This is a genomic window from Cryobacterium breve, from assembly GCF_027594785.1.
Taxonomy (GTDB): domain Bacteria; phylum Actinomycetota; class Actinomycetes; order Actinomycetales; family Microbacteriaceae; genus Cryobacterium; species Cryobacterium breve_A.
In genome coordinates, this window is sequence record NZ_CP075584.1 from 1,728,304 (window position 1) to 1,745,133 (window position 16,830).

The following is a 16,830-nucleotide window of genomic DNA, read 5'->3' on the forward strand; positions in this document are numbered from 1 at the left end:
CGCGGGCCGTTACTTACAGCAACTTTTTACTTGTAGCGGTAGACGATCCGGCCGCGAGTCAGATCGTAAGGGCTCAGGCTCCACGATCACGCGGTCCTCAGGAAGGATGCGGATGTAGTGCTGACGCATCTTGCCCGAAATGTGGGCAAGAACTTTGTGGCCGTTCGTCAACTCAACGCGAAACATCGCATTGGGAAGAGCTTCGACTACTGCGCCCTCGATTTCGATGACACCGTCTTTTTTGGCCATAACTCACTATCACTAGGTATTGATTGCTGGTCGTGCGGGGATATGGTGCTCTAGACACGCCGCAGGCGACGGCATCAGACACCAAGGATTTACTCTATGGTATGAAGTTGCCTTTTGGCAATTCTTCCCTATAATCCCTTGGCAATTGCTGCTGCCGCCGCCCGTTTCAGTGCGGAATTGTCCTGTTTTGTGCTTGTGGAGCCGATTGTGCTTTTTTCGGCCGCGGTCGACCTAGAGCGTGCGCTGCACGCCCGCGACGACGGTGACCACGTCCGAGAACAGCGGATGCGTCGCATCCAGCCCGCAGACCTCCGTCACGAAGGCCTCCGCGTCGAGGCCGCGGAGCTTCGACTGCAGTTCGACGCTTTGCTCGTCATCGGCCACGTCGAAGCGGAGGGCTGCGCCGACCGCCTCGAGCAGTGCCGTCGGGCGGGTGCCGCGTTCGGCGATCTCCGCGGCGGGGCCGATGAACCGCTCGTGCCTGCTGAGCTTGCGGAGCGGCTGGCGTCCGACGCGCTGCACGGTGTCGGGAAGGGCCGGGTTCTTGAACCGAACCAGGATCTTCTCGCGATAGGCGCGCTGGGCATCCACGTCAAGGCCGTGCTTGGCCACCAGGAGGGCACTGGTCTCCTCCAGGACGCGCCGGGCGCCGTCAAGCACCTCGGGCACCAGAAGGGCATCCGAGATCTTCGTAACGCCGGCAACGGAGCCGAGGTAGGCGACCGTGGCATGGCCCGTGTTGACCGTGAACAGCTTGCGCTCGATGTAGGGCGCGAGGTTGTCGACGAAGGTCGCGCCAGGGATCACGGGCACGGCGCCGTTGAAGGCGCCGCGCTCGATGACCCACTCGTAGAAGGCCTCGACGGTGACGTCGATGCCGCTGCCCTCCGCCTGCCCGGGAACGATCCGGTCGACGGCTGTATTGGCGAAGGCGACGCGCGCAGCGATGGCCGCACGATCCCCCTCAGCCACGTGGAGCCAGACCTGTTCCGCGAGCACGTCCGTCGCGTTGATCGCGTTCTCGCACGCCATCACGGCGAGCGGGGGCAGCGATGCGTCGCGGGCCGCGAGCCCGGCGGCAATGACCGGGGCCACGAAGCGCAGCACGGTCGGGCCGACGGCGGTCGTGACGATGTCGGCGGTCGCGATTTCCTGGATCAGTGCGGCCTCGTCGGTCGCGCTGTTGATGGCGCGGAAGTTGTCGACCACGCGAGTGGTCGACTCCTCCCCCGCCTCGTGCACCGAGTAGCTCGTCGCGGCCTTGAGGGCGTCGATCAGGGAAGCATTCACATCGGCGAAGACCACCTCGTATCCGGCGTCGTGAAGCAGGAGGCCGACGAAACCGCGACCGATATTGCCTGCACCGAAGTGAATTGCTTTCATTCTGCGTTGACCTCCTCGAGGAGAGCGTAAATCTCTCCTGCATTTCCTGCATCGATCAGTTTCTGTACTTCGTCCTCGTCCGAGAAGACGATGGCGATCTTCGAGAGGATCGCGAGGTGCTCGTTGTTGAGCCCCGCGATCCCGACCGCGAACCGGACCGGGTTGCCGTCCCAGTCGATGGGCGTGTCATAGCGAACGAGGGAGAGCGCCGAATGAAGGATCGACTCCTTCGCCTCGTTCGTGCCGTGCGGGATGGCGAGGAAGTTGCCCATATAGGTCGACACGCTCGCCTCCCTGTCGAACATCGAATCGACGTACGCCTGGGTCACTGCACCCGCGGCGACCAGCAGGGCGCCGGCCTCCTTGATGGCGTCGTTCTTCGTGGTGGCCGTTCCCGCGGACACCACGTTGCCGGGCTCGAGGATCTGATCGGTCACAGTGTGGCCTCTGAGTCCGCCTTGCTCTGGAGCAATTCGACGACCTCGTCGTACTTCGGGCTGTTCATGAAGTTCGACACCGAAACGTGCACGGATGCCGGCGACTTCTGCTGGGCCCTCGCGGTGAGGTCCTGGTGGGTGATGACCAGGTCGGCGGTGCCGTCGAGGTTCGCGATGGCCTGGTTGGTCACCGTGATGCCGTCGATGCCTGCCTTCTTGATCTTGTTGCGCAGGACGGAGGCGCCCATGGCGCTCGATCCCATGCCGGCGTCGCAGGCGAAGACGATGTTCTTCAGCTGGTGGCCTGCGGCGGCCGCGGTGGCGGCATCCGTGGTGCCCGCGGCGGCGAGGTTGCCCAGGACGCTGGAGGACTTGCCCTTCAGGGCCTCGGTCTTGGCGACGGCCTCGGTGAGGTCGTTGTCGAGGCCGGCGGCGATGTCGCGCTTGCGGCTGGCACGGAGGATCACGGAGGCGATCAGGAACGACACGGCTGCAGAGCCGATGACCGAGAGGACGACGCCGACGTAGCTGTCCGGTGCGGTCTGGAGGAGCACGGCGAAGATGCTGCCGGGCGAGGCGGGGGCGCGGAGTCCGGTGTGGAACGCGACGTTGATCGCAACACCGGTCATGCCGCCGCCGATGGTGGCGAGGATGAGGATCGGCTTCATCAGGACGTAGGGGAAGTAGATCTCGTGGATACCACCGAGGAACTGGATGATGATCGCGCCGGGTGCACTGGCCCTGGCCAGTCCGACTCCGAAGAACGAGAACGCGAGGAGCAGGCCGAGGCCGGGGCCGGGGTTCGCCTCGATCAGGAAGAGCAGCGACTTGCCGGATTCAGCAACCTGCTGCACGCCGATCGGGGTGAACACGCCGTGGTTGATGGCGTTGTTCAGGAACAGCACCTTGCCGGGCTCGACGAGGATGCTCGCGAGCGGCAGCAGGTTGTTGGCGACGAGCCAGTTGACGCCGCCTTCCAGCATGGTGCTGAAGCCGGTCACGACCGGGGCGATTCCGAAGAACGCGCCCAGGGCGAGGATGGCGCCGAGGATACCCGAGGAGAAGTTGTCCACGAGCATCTCGAAGCCGGGGCGGATCTTGCCCGCCCACAGGCTGTCGAGCTTCTTGAGCAGCCATGCGGAGAGCGGGCCGACGATCATCGCACCGATGAACATCGGGATCGCGCTTCCGACGATGACACCCATGGTGGCGATCGACGCGATGACGCCGCCGCGGACGCCGTAGACCATGCGGCCACCGGTGTTGGCGATCAGGAGCGGGAGCAGGTACAAGATCATCGGGTCGACCATCTTGGCGACGGTCTCGTTCGGGGTCCAGCCGGTCGGGATGAAGAACGCGGTGATGAGGCCCCACGCGATAAACGCCGCGATGTTGGGCATGATCATGCCGCTGAGGAAGGTGCCGAAGCGCTGCACGTGGACGCGCGCTCCGCCTCCGCTCTTCGTGTCAGTTGACGTCGTCGTCATTTCTCTGCCTTTCGTTGTGTGTTCGGGTTGTGATTGCGGGTGTTGTGATTGCGGGTGAGCTGTGAAACGACTCGCACGGACTAGTCCGTGGGAGAGAAGGTGGCGGCCAGGTTCGTCGCCGCAGCGCGAGCGGATGCCGCGCCGTCTGCCGCGAGGGCGACCTCGGCGAGCTGCCGGGCCTCCTCCGCGCTGAACCGGGCGAGTTCCGCCCGGACGTCTGAGAGTGCCGCAGAGGACATGGACAGGCTGGTGGCCCCCAGTCCGACGAGCACGACGGCGAGCAGGGGATCCGCCGCCGCCTCTCCGCACACCCCGACCGGTTTGCCGAGGTTACGGCCTGCTGCGCCGACCTCAGCAATCAGTCGCAGGACCGCGGGGTGCCACGGGTTCTGGTAGCCCGCGACCGAACCGAGGAGACGGTCGGCGGCGAGGGTGTACTGGGTGAGGTCGTTGGTGCCGATCGAGGCGAAGTCCGCGTGCTGCAGGATGCGGTCGGCCAGGAGGGCGGCGGAGGGGATCTCGACCATGACGCCGGCGGTCTTGAGCCCGAGCTTGTGGGCGAGCTCCACGAAGTAGGTGGTCTCCTCGACTGTTGCGACCATGGGAGCCATCACCCAGACGTCGGCGTCGGTCGCGGCATCCGCTTCGGCGAGCGCGGTCAGCTGTTCGCGGAGGATGTCTTCGGAGGCGCGCAGGGCGCGGAGGCCGCGGAGGCCGAGTGCGGGGTTCTCCTCGTCGGCGTCGTTGAGGAACGCGAGCGGCTTGTCGCTTCCGGCGTCGAGGGCACGCACGACGACCTTCTTGCCGGGGAACGCGTGCAGCAGGCGTGCGTACTGTTCGGCCTGCTCGAGGATCGTCGGCGCGTTGTGGGAATGGAGGAAAAGGAATTCGGTGCGGAACAGGCCGACACCTTCTGCGCCGAGGGCGACGGCCTGGGCTGCGCCGTCTGCGGAGCCGAGGTTCGCGAGCAGCGGGACCGGGGTGCCGTCGCGGAGCCGGCCCGGGCCGGTCGGGGCCTGGGCGCGGAGGGCACGGGCGCGGATGCGGGCTTCGGCCGATTCGACCTCTGCCTCGGTCGGGGAGACGGTCACGGTGCCTGCGGCGGCATCCACGATCACGAGGGTGCCGTCGGCGAGGTCGGTCGCCCCGGTGGCGCCGACGATCGCGACGATCGCCTTGTCGCGGGCGAGGATCGCGGTGTGGGAGGTGGGGCCGCCGTCACTCGTGACGAGACCGAGAACGCGGGTGAGGTCGAGAAGCGCGGTGTCGGCGGGCGCGAGGTCGTGGGCGACGAGGATGAACGGTTCTTCCTGCTCCGGCACGCCGGGGGCTGCCCGGCCGCCCAGCTGGGCGATGACCCGCTGGGACACGTCGTCGAGGTCGGCTGCGCGTTCGGCGAGGTACCCGCCGAGAGCGGTGAGCTGGTCGCGGAACGTGGCGAAGGCCTCGAATACGGCGCGCTCCGCGGTCTTGCCGGTCGCGAGCCGTTCGGTAAGGTCGTCGACGAGGGTGGGGTCCTCCGCCATCATGGCCTGGGCTTCGAGGACTTCCTGGGCCGCTCCGCCTGCGCGTTCGGCGCGGGCCTCGAGGTCGACGGCGACGAAACGCTGGGCGGATGCGGCGCGGGCGCCTTCGTCCTCCGGGGTGAGTGCGCTGGGGGTGTCCGTGGGTTCGGGGAGCGGTTCGGGCATCCGCAGCACCCGGCCGATGGCGACGCCCTGGCCGATGCCGGTGCCGGTCAGGTCGGTGCCTGCCGCGGCGGATGCGCTCACGATGCTCATACCGCGACCGGCGTCGCGGAAGTCGCGGTGTCCGCGACCGGCAGGTCGTGGTCTGCGGCGAGGAGGGCGACGAGGGTGTCGAGGGCCGCACCGGCGCTGTCGTCGCTGGTGGCGAGGGTGACCTCGTCGCCGTTGCCGAGGCCGAGGGAGATGACGGCGAGGATGCTGGCGGCGTTGACGGGCTTGCCGCCGGCCTTAGCGAGGGTGACCTTGACGCCGGAGTCGGCTGCTGCCTTCGTGAAGAATTTCGCGGGGCGGGCGTGCAGGCCGTTCGCCGAGCCGATTCGAACGATGCGTTCAATCATCGGTGGGGTTCCTTCCGGTGGAGTGTGACGTGCTGTACTGGGTCATGCCGCGGCTGCGAGAGCCGCGTCGAGTGCTTCGGATCCGTCTCGGGCAGTGAAGATGGTGTCGGCCAGGAGTGCGCAGCCCACACCGTGCTCGGCCGCCAGCGCCCGGATCTCGGGGAAGCGTGCGGCCAGGTGCGGACCGACGAGCAGGGCGTCGATGCCCGCGAGGGCATCGGGTAGTTCTGTTTCGCTGGCCGCGGCGACCGTGGCGGCGAGGCCGCGTTCGGAAATGGTCCGGCGCATCCGCAGTGCGACGAAGGTGCTGGACGCGCCCGCACCACAGATCACAAGAATCCTCATTGACTCAGCCTTTCGGTGTTTCGACTGTTTCAGTTTCGTCCGGTAGCCCGGCCCCGGCCAGTAGAGCTGTTTCCGCACCCCCGGAAATACGGCGCGGGAATACTGCGTGGAGACGAGGGAGGGAATACCGGAGGGGTGCAGCATGATTGACTAGCTAAGACAATGTGGAGTTTTGTGCGATGAGCGACAAACAAACGCGGATGCTGGAGTATCTGTCGCAGACGCCGGTCTGGGTGACCGCCGGCGAACTCGCCGACCACCTCGGTGTCACGCCGCGGACCGTGCGCAGTTACGTCACGAGCGTGAAGGCGGCGGCGCATCCGCTCGACGTGATCGAATCGGGGACGGCCGGGTACCGGCTGGACCTCGAGGCGTACGCGGTGTTCCGGTCGAGCCACAAGGCCGCCGAGCCGGAGACCAGGCAGAACCGGCTCTATGCCCTGGTCAGGCGCCTCACCGAGTCCGACAACGGCCTCGACGTGTACACCCTCGCGGCGGAGTTGTTCGTGAGCGATTCCACGATCGAAGCCGATCTGGCCCGGGTGCGGTCGCTGCTCCCGGAGACCGGACTCACTCTCGGGCGGCGCGGAAGCGTCGTCACCCTGGCCGGTTCGGAGACCGATCGGCGTCGGCTGCTCAGCCGGATGTTCCGCGAGGAGACCGATCGAGGGATGCTCAACCTCGAGACCATCCAGCGCGAGTTCGCGTCGAAGAGCCTCAGCGCCTTCAAGACCGATCTGATCGCCATGCTCGACGCCCAGGGCTACTTCGTGAACGAGTACGGCACCAACGACGTGCTGCTGCACGTGGCGATCGCGGTCGACCGCGTCACGAAGCGCGCGGCCCCGCTGCCCGCGGAGCCGCAGGCCACTCCCCCGGACGAGATGACCCGGGCGCTCTCCGTCTTGATCAAACGGCATTTCGACGTCGAGCTCGCGATCGGGGACCTCGACTACATCGGTCTCCTCCTCACGACCCGGGTGATCACACCGGGCCACGACCAGCCGGCCAAGAAGCTGATCGAGAATTTCGTGCGCCCGGAGGACCTCGACACGGTGCGTCAGATCGTGACGCGCGCGAGCGAGGAGTTCCTCGTCGACCTCACCGAGGAGACGTTCATCGTGCGGCTCACCCTGCACGTGCGGAACCTGATCAACCGCGCCCAGGACCGGTCGTTCGCGCACAACCCCCTGACCCGGTCGATCAAGACGAGCTACCCGATGATCTACGAGCTCGCGGTGTACATCGCGAGCCAGCTGCAGCGCCAGGAGCGGATCGTGATCAACGACGACGAGATCGCGTACATCGCGATGCACGTCGGCGCGCACCTGCAGCAGCAGTCCCGCCGCGTGGACCTCGTCAGCTGTGCGATCGTCTGCCCGAACTACTACGACATGCACGTCCTGCTCCGGGAGCGCATCGAACGGGTCCTCGGCGACGAGCTCGAGGTCGTCTCCGTCGTCACGCGCAGCGACGTGGACTGGAGCGGCCTCGAGGCCGACCTCGTGCTCACGACGATCGACCCCGGCCTCCTCGGCGACGGGATCATCGTCATCCAGCCCTTCCTGACCGAAACCGACATCGAGCGGATCCGGAAGGCCGCGAGCCGGGTGCGCAGGCTGCGCAGGCGGGCGCACCTCAAGGACGACCTGCTCCAGTTCTTCGACGCCTCGCTGTTCTCACACAACTTCTACGCGAGCGACGAGGACGCCATGATCCGCGCGCTCGGCGAACGGATGGCCGCGCAGGGAATCATCGAACCGGAGTACATCGACGGTGCGATCGAGCGCGAGCTGATGAGTTCGACGGCGTTCACCGACAACCTCGCCGTGCCGCATTCGATGTCGATGACCGCGAACAGGACGTCGATCGCGATCGTGATCAACGACACCCCGATGGACTGGGGCGAGGCGCGGGTCAACGTCGTCGCGCTCGTGGCATTCAGCGCCGCGGGACGCAAGAGCTTCCAGGACGTCTTCGACCAGTTCGTCGAGGTCTTCTCCGACCGCAACGACGTGCAACGGCTCGTCCGGAGGTCTGTCGACTTCGCATCCTTCATCGACGAGCTCGTGCACCTGATGGACCAGTAGCCCTCGCCGGCACCGGGAGTCAGGCGGGAAGTTCGGCCCAGCCGCGCGATTTGAACGCGTAGACGGCGAGGTCGAGTGCCTCGTCGCCGTTCTGGGACGCGAACACGGTGTCGGGCAGCAGGGCGACGCCGACGCCGCGCTTGATCGCCTGCGCGCGAATCTTCTCGTAACGCGGGGCGAGGTACGGGCCGACGAGCAACACATCGATGGTGTCGAGTGACGCGGGGAGGTCGGATTCGCTGCCGGCGTGAACCGTCAGGCTCAAGGCCCCTGTCCTCACCGGTACGGCGCACTCGATGGGCGACGAAGGCGCTGGACGCTCCGGCACCGCAAACTACGAGAATCCTCATTGACCTGCTCATTTCTTCGACGGGCTCTGCCCACTTCCATCCTCCCGCTAATCGGGGTCTTTGGCTAGCGGATGCCGCGTCGCGGCGCGCCGCTACCCCTCCCCCATTTCCTCCCCGTTCCACGCCGCGAGAGTACGAATTCGGCCCTTAAAACCGTCGTTTAAAGGGCCAAAAACGTACTCTCGCGGAACGAACGCGCGCGTTGTGGGGCTGCTGAGCGCCAGGGCGGGAGGTGTTAGGGGATGGGGACGGGCGTGACGCCGAGCGGGGCGAGCTGGGCGGCTCCGCCGTCTTCGGCGGTGAGCACCCAGATGCCGTCCTTGTGCACGGCGACGCTGTGCTCCCAATGCGCGGCAGCGAGGCCGTCGCTCGTGGCAACCGTCCACTCGTCGTCCCGCACGAAGGTCTCGATCGATCCGAGAACGACCATCGGCTCGATCGCGACGACGAGCCCGGGCTTGACCTCTGGGCCCTTCTGGCGCACGCGGTAGTTGAACACGGGCGGGGCCTCGTGCATGGACCGGCCGATGCCGTGGCCGACGTAGTCGGTGAGGATTCCGTAGCTGCCCTGGGACTCGATGTAGTCCTCGATGGCGTCGCCGACCTCATTCAGGTAGCGCGCCTCGGCGAGGCGGGCGATGCCGTGCCAGAGCGACTGTTCGGTGACGTAATTGAGCTTCTGGCGTTCGGCGACGACCTCCGGGCGCGTCGGGTCCGGGATCACGTAGCTGAACGCGGCGTCGCCGTTCCAGCCATCGAGGATCGCTCCGCTGTCGATGGACACGATGTCACCGGCGCCGAGAACCCGGCCACCGGGAATGCCGTGCACCACGTCGTCGTTCACGCTCGCACAGACTGTGTGGAAGTAGCCGTGCTCGAGCTTGAAGTTCGGCAGGCCTCCCCGGGCGACAATCGCGGCCTCGGCGGCCGCGTCGAGCTCGAGGGTCGTGACACCCGGCCGCATCAGCGCGCGGGCCGCGTCGAGGGACGCGGCGGTCGCGAGCCCCGGTGCGATCATCAGCCGCATCTGTGCCGGCGATTTGTAGATGGATCGACGTAGGCTCATTGCCTGGTTCCCCGCAAACGGATCAGGACGCGCTCGGTGCGTCCGGGTTGTCGACGGCGTGGAGCTCGCGCTCCGCGAGGGCGCTCAGAATGCGCTCGGTCACCGCGTCGACGGCACCGAGGCCGTCAACGGTGACAACGAGCCCGCGGGCCCCGTACACGTCGATAAGCGGAGCAGTCTGCTCCGAGTAAACCTCGAGCCGGTGACGGATGACGTCGGCCGTGTCGTCCGCTCGGCCCTGTTCGGCCGCGCGCTTGAGCAGACGGGCGACGACCTCGTCGGTGTCCGCTGAGATCTGGACGACAACGTCGAGTGCGGCGCCGTCGGATTCGAGCATGCGGTCGAGCTCGTGCACCTGCTCGAGCGTGCGCGGGTACCCGTCGAGAAGGAAGCCGCCTGCGGCATCCGCCTGAGCGAGACGGTCGGCCACGATCTCGTTCGTGAGGGAGTCGGGCACGTAGGCGCCCTTGTCCATGAAGGACTTGACCTTCAGGCCGAGTTCGGTCTTGTTCGTCACGTTGTACCGGAAGATGTCGCCGGTCGAGACGGCCGGGATTCCGAAGGCCGCGGCCAGGCGCACGGCCTGGGTGCCCTTGCCTGCGCCGGGCGGGCCGATCACGAGCAAGCGGGTCATCGGAGGAGCCCTTCGTAGTGACGCTGCTGCAGCTGGGAGTCGATCTGCTTGACGGTCTCAAGGCCGACGCCGACGATGATCAGGATGCTGGCGCCACCGAACGGGAAGTTCTGATCGGCACCGATCACAGAGAATGCGATCAGCGGGAGCAGGGCGATCAACCCGAGGTAGAGCGCACCGGGCAGCGTCACCCGGGTGAGCACGAAGTCGAGGTACTCGGCCGTCGGGCGTCCCGCACGGATGCCGGGGATGAACCCGCCGTACTTCTTCATGTTGTCGGCGACCTCTTCGGGGTTGAAGGTGATCGCGACGTAGAAGTAGGTGGAAGCCGACGATGAGCAGGAAGTACATCAGCATGTAGAGCGGGTGGTCGCCCTTGGTTAGGTTGTTCGTGACCCAGGACACCCACGCGGCGGGGGCCTGCCCGGCTGCGGGCTGGTTGAACTGCGCGATGAGGGCCGGCAGGTACAGCAGCGAGGATGCGAAGATCACGGGGACGACGCCGGCCATGTTGACCTTGATCGGGATGTAGGTGTTGTTGCCGCCGTAGGTTCGGCGTCCGACCATCCGCTTGGCGTACTGCACCGGGATGCGGCGTTGCGACTGTTCGACGAACACGACGGCCGCGACGACGAGCAGTCCGACCGCGATCACGATCAGGAAGGTGTCGAGGCCCTTCTGGTTCAGGATCGAGCCGAGGGAGTTCGGGAAGCGCGCCGCGATGGACGTGAAGATGAGGAGTGACATGCCGTTGCCGATGCCGCGCTCGGTGATGAGCTCACCCATCCACATGATGACGCCGGTGCCTGCGGTCATGGTGATGACCATGAGCATGATGGCGTACCAGGCGTCGTTGGTGATGAGCTGCGAGCACTCGGAGCTGGACGAGGTGCCGAACAGTGCACCGCTGCGGGCGACCGTGATGAGCGTCGTCGACTGGAGGATGCCGAGGGCGATCGTGAGATAGCGCGTGTACTGGGTGAGCGTGCTCTGCCCGGACGCGCCCTCTTTGTAGAGGGTCTCGAAGTGTGGGATGACCACGCGCAGCAGCTGCACGATGATCGAGGCCGTGATGTACGGCATGATGCCGAGCGCGAAGACCGACAGCTGCAGCAGCGCGCCACCGCTGAACAGGTTGACGAGTTCGTACAGGCCGCTGGTGCCCTGGTTCGCCGCGAGACACGCTTGCACGTTTCCGAAGTTCACAAAGGGAGAGGGGATGAACGAGCCCAGTCGGAACAGAGCCACGATACCGAGGCTGAATCCGATTTTCTTGCGAAGGTCGGGCGTGCGGAAGATCCGCGCTATGGCGCTGAACAAAAGGCCTCCAGTTACTAACGTGAAACGAGCCTGCCGGGGCCGCTATCGAATGAACGATGGCGACGCCCGACAAGCTCGATCAGCGTCTACGGACTTACTTGATTGAGCCACCCGCGGCGACGATCTTCTGCTCAGCTGAGCTGGAGACCTTGTCGACCGCAATGTTCAGTTTAACGGCAATTTCACCGTTACCGAGCACCTTGACTTTTTCGTTGTCGCGAACGGCGCCCTTGGCGACCAGGTCGGCGATGGTGACATCGCCACCGTTCGGGTAGAGCTCGGCAAGACGGTCGAGGTTGACGACCTGGTACTCGACGCGGAACGGGTTCTTGAACCCGCGCAGCTTCGGGGTGCGCATGTGCAGAGGCATCTGCCCACCCTCGAAGCCGATGCGCACGTTGTAGCGTGCCTTGGTGCCCTTGGTGCCACGACCCGCGGTCTTACCCTTGGATCCTTCACCGCGGCCGACGCGCATACGGTCCTTCTTCGAACCGGGAGCGGGGCGAAGGTGGTGGACCTTCAGCACCTGCTCGCGCTTCTCAGCGGGTGCAGTCTTCGCGGCGGCAGCCTTGGGGGCAGCCTTCTTTGCGGTGGCGGGCTTGGTTGCTGCCGTGGCGGCAGCGTCCTTCTCGTCAGCCATTAGTCAATCTCCTCGACCTTCACGAGGTGAGCAACCGTGTTGACATAGCCGCGGTTCTGCGAGTTGTCCTCGCGGATCACGACGGCGCCAATGCGCTTGAGACCCAGGCTGCGAAGCGTGTCGCGCTGGTTCTGCTTCTCACTAATTTTGGACTTGATCTGTGTCACTTTGAGGCGAGCCATCAGGCACCTGCCTTTGCTGCCGCTGCTGCAGCAGCAGCCGCGGCGTCGGCGCGCAGGAAACGGGCCGGGGCCACGTCTTCGTACGCGAGGCCACGACGGGCGGCAACGGCACGCGGCTCTTCGAGCTGGTGCAGTGCCTCGACGGTGGCGTGGACGATGTTGATGGTGTTCGACGAACCGAGCGACTTGCTCAGGACGTCGTGGATGCCGGCGCATTCGAGCACGGCGCGGACGGGGCCACCCGCGATAACGCCGGTACCGGCAGCAGCGGGACGCAGCAGGACAACGCCGGCTGCGGCTTCGCCCTGGACGGGGTGCGGGATCGTCAGGCCGACGCGGGGAACGCGGAAGAAGTTCTTCTTCGCTTCCTCGACGCCCTTGGAGATAGCGGTCGGGACCTCGCGGGCCTTGCCGTATCCCACGCCGACGAGTCCGTTGCCGTCACCGACGACGACGAGGGCGGTGAAGCTGAAGCGACGACCACCCTTCACCACCTTGGAAACGCGGTTGATGGTGACAACGCGCTCCAGGAACTGGCTCTTGTCGGCGTCGCGGCTGCCGCGATCCTTGTTCGGGTTGCGCTCACGGCCACCACGACGAGCCTCACGAGGCTCGTTCTGTGCCGGAGCGGTTGACGCAGCGGTTTCCACGGGTGCCTCAGCGGCCACCACGGTCTCCTTGGCTGCTGTGTTACTGGTTTCAGCGGTCACAGGTTCAATCCACCCTCTCGAGCTCCCTCGGCGATGGCAGCGACGCGTCCCGCGTACTTGCTGCCGCCACGGTCAAATACGACGGCGTCGATACCGGCGGCCTTCGCGCGCTCGGCGACGAGTTCACCGACCTTACGGGCCTTGGCGGTCTTGTCACCATCGAAGGTGCGCATGTCCGTCTCGAGCGTGGATGCCGACGCAAGGGTGAAACCCTTGCTGTCGTCGACGACCTGCACGAAGACGTGGCGAGCTGAACGGGTGACGACGAGACGGGGACGAAGCTCCGTCCCAACGACCTTTTGCGAAGACGTGTGTGCCTGCGTCCGCGGGCAGCGGCCTTGCTCTTACCTCTAGTTCCGAGACCCATGGTTACTTACCACTCTTTCCGGCCTTGCGGCGAACAATCTCGCCGGCGTAACGCACACCCTTGCCCTTGTAGGGCTCAGGCTTGCGAATCTTACGGATGTTGGCGGCGACCTCGCCGACGGCCTGCTTGTCGATGCCACCGACCGTGAGGCGGTTGACGCCCTCGACGGTCAGGGTGATGCCGACGGGCGGCTCGATGAGGACCGGGTGCGAGAAGCCAAGGGCGAACTCGACCGCGGTGCCCTTCTGGGCGACGCGGTAACCGGTACCGACGATCTCGAGGCCCTTGGTGTAACCCACGGTCACCCCGATGATCTGGTTGGCGATCAGGGTGCGGGTCAGGCCGTGCAGCGAACGCGATGCGCGCTCGTCGTCCGGACGCGTGACGACAACGTGGCCGTCTTCAATCGACACCTGGATCGGGTTGGCGACGGTGAGCGCAAGCTCACCCTTCGGGCCCTTGACGCTGACGAGGCGGCCCTCAGTGGCAACCGTGACATCCGCGGGGATCGGGATGGGGAGTCTTCCAATACGTGACATTGTCGACTACCACACGTAGGCGAGAACTTCTCCGCCTACGCCCTTCTTCTCGGCCTGACGGTCGGTGAGCAGACCGCTGGAGGTGGACAGGATGGCAACGCCGAGGCCACCGAGAACGGTGGGGATTTCGGTCGACTTTGCGTACACGCGCAGGCCGGGCTTGGAAACCCGCTTGATGCCGACGATGGAACGCTCGCGGTTCGGACCGAACTTGAGGTTCAGCGTGAGGGTCTTTCCGACCTCTGCATCCTTGACATCCCAGGCGGAGATGTAACCCTGCGCCTTGAGGATGTCTGCGATGTGCGCTTTGAGCTTGCTGTGCGGCATCGACACTGTGTCGTGGTACGCCGAGTTAGCGTTGCGCAGTCTGGTCAGCATGTCTGCGACCGGATCTGTCATTGTCATTTGTGGTGCCTTTCTCGCCTGGTTTCGTTCATCCGTTACACGGGTGACGACCTTGGTCGTGGTGGGGCTGGACGGTTGTCCAGCCCCAGGGTTAAAACTAGCCGGTACTACTTGGTGTTCTCGGCCGTCTGGAAGGGGAAGCCAAGCGCCTTGAGCAGCGCACGGCCTTCTTCGTTGTTCTTGGCGGTCGTCACGATGGTGATGTCCATACCGCGAAGACGGTCGATCCGGTCTTGGTCGATCTCGTGGAACATGACCTGCTCGGTGAGACCGAAGGTGTAGTTGCCCGCACCGTCGAACTGCTTGTCCGAGAGGCCGCGGAAGTCACGGATACGGGGAAGGGCGAGGCTCAGGAGCCGGTCCAGGAACTCCCACATGCGGTCGCCGCGAAGGGTGACGTGGGTTCCAATGGGCTGTCCTTCACGCAGTTTGAACTGCGCGATCGACTTGCGGGCCTTGGTGACCTGCGGCTTCTGGCCGGTGATCTTGGTCAGGTCCGAAACGGCGCCGTCCATGATCTTGCCGTCGCGATGCTGCCTCGCCGACACCCATGTTGACGACGATCTTCACGAGGTTCGGGATCTGGTGAACGTTCGTGAAACCGAGCTCGGTGGAGAGCTTGGCGGAGATCTCGTCGCGGTACTTCTGCTTGAGACGCGGCAGCGTCTTGACGGGCGCTTCGCCCGCTGCAACGATCGTGTCGGTCATCAGAGGTCCTTCCCTGACTTCTTGGCGTAACGGATGCGGACCGTCTTGGTGACGCCGTCCTTCGTTACCTCTTCGATGCGGACGCCGACGCGAGTCGGCTTCTTGGTCTCCGGGTCGACGATGGCCACGTTGGACACGTGGATCGGCGCCTCCATGGTCTCGATGCCGCCGGTCTTGGTGCCGCGCTGGGTCTGGCCGACGCGAACGTGCTTCGTGACGAAGTTGATGCCCTCGACGAGGACCCGGTTCTTCTCCACGAGCACGGCGATGACCTTGCCCTGCTTGCCACGGTCGCCGCCGCGTGCCTGGCTGCGGCCGCTGATGACCTGTACGAGGTCACCCTTTTTGAGTCTGGCCATGATTTAGATAACCTCCGGTGCCAGCGAGATGATCTTCATGAACTTCTTGTCGCGAAGCTCGCGACCGACCGGTCCGAAGATTCGGGTGCCCCGGGGGTCACCGTCGTTCTTCAAAATCACTGCGGCGTTCTCATCGAACTTGATGTACGAACCGTCTGGACGACGGGTCATCTTCTTGACGCGAACGACGACGGCCTTGACGACGTCGCCCTTCTTGACGTTTCCGCCCGGGATCGCGTCCTTGACGGTGGCGACGATGGTGTCACCGAGGCCTGCGTAACGACGACCGGAGCCACCGAGGACGCGGATGGTCAACAATTCCTTGGCACCCGTGTTGTCGGCAACCTTGAGTCGTGATTCTTGCTGAAGCACTTTTTATACCCTTCTATCAAGTAAGCGCGAGGCTTACTTGGCCTTCTCGAGGATCTCGACCAGGCGGAAGCGCTTGGTGGCGCTCAGCGGACGGGTCTCACTGATCAGGACCAGGTCGCCGACGCCGGCGATGTTCGCCTCGTCGTGGACCTTCAGCTTGGACGTACGGCGGATGACCTTGCCGTACAACGGGTGCTTCACGCGGTCTTCGACCTCGACAACGATGGTCTTGTCCATCTTGTCGCTGGTCACGTAGCCGCGCAGCGTCTTCCGGTAGCCGCGAACGAGAGCTTCTGCCTCGGCTGCGACGACCGTTTCGTCAGTCTTCGCCATGACTAGGCCTCCTTCGTTTCGACGGCCTCGGCGACAGCATCCGTTTCGGATTCTGCAGCCTTGGGGGCCTTCTTGGGCTTCTTCTCTGCCTTGTCGGCCTTGACGGCCGCTTCGACCGGTGCGGGCGTCGGGCGAATGCCCAACTCGCGCTCACGGAGAACCGTGTAGATACGAGCGATGTCGCGCTTGACCGCGCGGAGGCGGCCGTGGCTTTCGAGCTGGCCGGTGGCCGACTGGAAGCGCAGGTTGAACAGCTCTTCCTTGGCCTTCTTCAGCTCGTCGAACAGTCGTTCGTTTTCAAAAGTGTCGAGCTCGACTGAGGCGAGCTCCTTGGATCCGATCGCCATTATGCGTCGCCCTCCTCGCGCTTGATGATGCGTGCCTTCAAAGGCAGTTTGTGAATGGCGCGGGTGAGCGCTTCCTTGGCGACGATGTCAGTGACACCGCCGATTTCGAAGAGCACACGACCCGGCTTCACGTTGGCGACCCACCACTCCACAGAACCCTTACCGGAACCCATGCGGGTTTCGGCCGGCTTCTTGGTGAGCGGGCGGTCAGGATAGATGTTGATCCAGACCTTGCCGCCGCGCTTCATGTGACGGGTGATCGCGATACGAGCGGACTCGATCTGACGGTTGGTCACATACGCGGGGGTGATGGCCTGGATGCCGTACTCGCCGAACGACAGCTCGGTGCCACCGGTTGCGTGGCCGGTACGGCCCGGGTGGTGCTGCTTACGGTGCTTGACTCTGCGTGGAATCAACATGG

General features: G+C 65.2%; 20 protein-coding genes and 4 pseudogenes. 1 reads left to right on the top strand and 23 read right to left on the bottom strand.

Annotation, left to right across the window (positions count from 1 at the left end; translation table 11 throughout):
- Positions 1 to 26: 26 nt before the first annotated feature.
- From infA to KIV56_RS08530, 7 genes and pseudogenes are all read right to left on the bottom strand, one after another.
- Positions 27 to 249, bottom strand: a pseudogene (gene infA / locus KIV56_RS08500) (translation initiation factor IF-1).
- Positions 250 to 480: 231 nt separating this feature from the next.
- Entirely contained in the window at positions 481 to 1,632 is a 1,152-nt protein-coding gene (locus tag KIV56_RS08505) for a mannitol-1-phosphate 5-dehydrogenase (protein WP_281535891.1), read from the bottom strand.
- Positions 1,629 to 2,069 (bottom strand): PTS sugar transporter subunit IIA, encoded by a 441-nt coding sequence (locus KIV56_RS08510; RefSeq protein WP_281535892.1) that lies wholly within the window; start codon positions 2,067 to 2,069, stop codon positions 1,629 to 1,631. Before KIV56_RS08510 ends, KIV56_RS08505 begins: the two co-directional genes overlap by 4 nt.
- Positions 2,066 to 3,556, bottom strand: a complete 1,491-nt coding sequence (locus KIV56_RS08515) for a PTS mannitol transporter subunit IICB (RefSeq protein WP_281535893.1) — start codon at positions 3,554 to 3,556, stop codon at positions 2,066 to 2,068. The genes KIV56_RS08510 and KIV56_RS08515 overlap by 4 nt, the downstream gene beginning before the upstream one ends.
- Positions 3,557 to 3,636: 80 nt before the next feature.
- Positions 3,637 to 5,337 carry a phosphoenolpyruvate--protein phosphotransferase gene (gene ptsP, locus KIV56_RS08520; RefSeq protein ID WP_281535894.1) on the bottom strand — a complete coding sequence of 567 codons (1,701 nt, stop codon included), beginning with the start codon at positions 5,335 to 5,337 and terminating at the stop codon, positions 3,637 to 3,639.
- Complete coding sequence (locus KIV56_RS08525) at positions 5,334 to 5,642, bottom strand: HPr family phosphocarrier protein (protein WP_281535895.1); 309 nt, start codon at positions 5,640 to 5,642, stop codon at positions 5,334 to 5,336. The genes ptsP and KIV56_RS08525 overlap by 4 nt, the downstream gene beginning before the upstream one ends.
- Positions 5,643 to 5,684: 42 nt before the next feature.
- Positions 5,685 to 5,987, bottom strand: coding sequence for a PTS sugar transporter subunit IIB (locus KIV56_RS08530; RefSeq protein ID WP_281535896.1), 303 nt, complete (start codon positions 5,985 to 5,987; stop codon positions 5,685 to 5,687).
- Between the two features lie 179 nt (positions 5,988 to 6,166).
- Here KIV56_RS08530 and KIV56_RS08535 point away from each other — a divergent pair, with 179 nt between their 5' ends.
- Positions 6,167 to 8,077 (top strand): BglG family transcription antiterminator, encoded by a 1,911-nt coding sequence (locus KIV56_RS08535; protein ID WP_281535897.1) that lies wholly within the window; start codon positions 6,167 to 6,169, stop codon positions 8,075 to 8,077.
- Positions 8,078 to 8,096: 19 nt separating this feature from the next.
- Here the strand turns inward: KIV56_RS08535 and KIV56_RS08540 are convergent, their stop codons facing one another.
- The 16 genes and pseudogenes from KIV56_RS08540 to rplP all read right to left on the bottom strand — a co-directional run bounded on the left by KIV56_RS08540 (position 8,097) and on the right by rplP (position 16,828).
- Complete coding sequence (locus tag KIV56_RS08540) at positions 8,097 to 8,342, bottom strand: hypothetical protein (protein ID WP_281535898.1); 246 nt, start codon at positions 8,340 to 8,342, stop codon at positions 8,097 to 8,099.
- Between the two features lie 320 nt (positions 8,343 to 8,662).
- Entirely contained in the window at positions 8,663 to 9,493 is an 831-nt protein-coding gene (map, locus tag KIV56_RS08545) for a type I methionyl aminopeptidase (protein ID WP_281535899.1), read from the bottom strand.
- Positions 9,494 to 9,515: 22 nt separating this feature from the next.
- Positions 9,516 to 10,127 (bottom strand): adenylate kinase, encoded by a 612-nt coding sequence (locus KIV56_RS08550; RefSeq protein WP_281535900.1) that lies wholly within the window; start codon positions 10,125 to 10,127, stop codon positions 9,516 to 9,518.
- Positions 10,124 to 11,447: pseudogene (gene secY / locus KIV56_RS08555) on the bottom strand (preprotein translocase subunit SecY). The gene KIV56_RS08550 and the pseudogene secY overlap by 4 nt, the downstream one beginning before the upstream one ends.
- A 94-nt stretch (positions 11,448 to 11,541) precedes the next feature.
- On the bottom strand, positions 11,542 to 12,087 hold the full coding sequence (rplO, locus tag KIV56_RS08560) for a 50S ribosomal protein L15 (RefSeq protein WP_281535901.1): 546 nt from the start codon (positions 12,085 to 12,087) through the stop codon (positions 11,542 to 11,544).
- Entirely contained in the window at positions 12,087 to 12,269 is a 183-nt protein-coding gene (gene rpmD / locus KIV56_RS08565; protein WP_174774564.1) for a 50S ribosomal protein L30, read from the bottom strand. Before rpmD ends, rplO begins: the two co-directional genes overlap by 1 nt.
- Entirely contained in the window at positions 12,269 to 12,940 is a 672-nt protein-coding gene (gene rpsE / locus KIV56_RS08570) for a 30S ribosomal protein S5 (protein WP_104101028.1), read from the bottom strand. The genes rpmD and rpsE overlap by 1 nt, the downstream gene beginning before the upstream one ends.
- 35 nt (positions 12,941 to 12,975) lie before the next feature.
- Positions 12,976 to 13,346, bottom strand: a pseudogene (gene rplR, locus KIV56_RS08575) (50S ribosomal protein L18).
- A 2-nt stretch (positions 13,347 to 13,348) separates the two neighbouring features.
- Complete coding sequence (gene rplF, locus KIV56_RS08580) at positions 13,349 to 13,885, bottom strand: 50S ribosomal protein L6 (protein WP_134449897.1); 537 nt, start codon at positions 13,883 to 13,885, stop codon at positions 13,349 to 13,351.
- Between the two features lie 6 nt (positions 13,886 to 13,891).
- On the bottom strand, positions 13,892 to 14,290 hold the full coding sequence (gene rpsH / locus KIV56_RS08585) for a 30S ribosomal protein S8 (protein WP_066597609.1): 399 nt from the start codon (positions 14,288 to 14,290) through the stop codon (positions 13,892 to 13,894).
- Between the two features lie 107 nt (positions 14,291 to 14,397).
- Positions 14,398 to 14,998: pseudogene (gene rplE / locus KIV56_RS08590) on the bottom strand (50S ribosomal protein L5).
- Complete coding sequence (gene rplX / locus KIV56_RS08595) at positions 14,998 to 15,357, bottom strand: 50S ribosomal protein L24 (protein ID WP_281535902.1); 360 nt, start codon at positions 15,355 to 15,357, stop codon at positions 14,998 to 15,000. Before rplX ends, rplE begins: the two are co-directional and overlap by 1 nt.
- 3 nt (positions 15,358 to 15,360) lie before the next feature.
- Entirely contained in the window at positions 15,361 to 15,729 is a 369-nt protein-coding gene (gene rplN, locus KIV56_RS08600; protein WP_134449894.1) for a 50S ribosomal protein L14, read from the bottom strand.
- Between the two features lie 33 nt (positions 15,730 to 15,762).
- Positions 15,763 to 16,062 (bottom strand): 30S ribosomal protein S17, encoded by a 300-nt coding sequence (rpsQ, locus tag KIV56_RS08605; protein WP_134449893.1) that lies wholly within the window; start codon positions 16,060 to 16,062, stop codon positions 15,763 to 15,765.
- A gap of 2 nt (positions 16,063 to 16,064) precedes the next feature.
- Positions 16,065 to 16,409, bottom strand: a complete 345-nt coding sequence (gene rpmC / locus KIV56_RS08610; protein WP_134449892.1) for a 50S ribosomal protein L29 — start codon at positions 16,407 to 16,409, stop codon at positions 16,065 to 16,067.
- Positions 16,409 to 16,828 carry a 50S ribosomal protein L16 gene (gene rplP / locus KIV56_RS08615; protein WP_134449891.1) on the bottom strand — a complete coding sequence of 140 codons (420 nt, stop codon included), beginning with the start codon at positions 16,826 to 16,828 and terminating at the stop codon, positions 16,409 to 16,411. The genes rpmC and rplP overlap by 1 nt, the downstream gene beginning before the upstream one ends.
- Between the last annotated feature and the right edge of the window lie 2 nt (positions 16,829 to 16,830).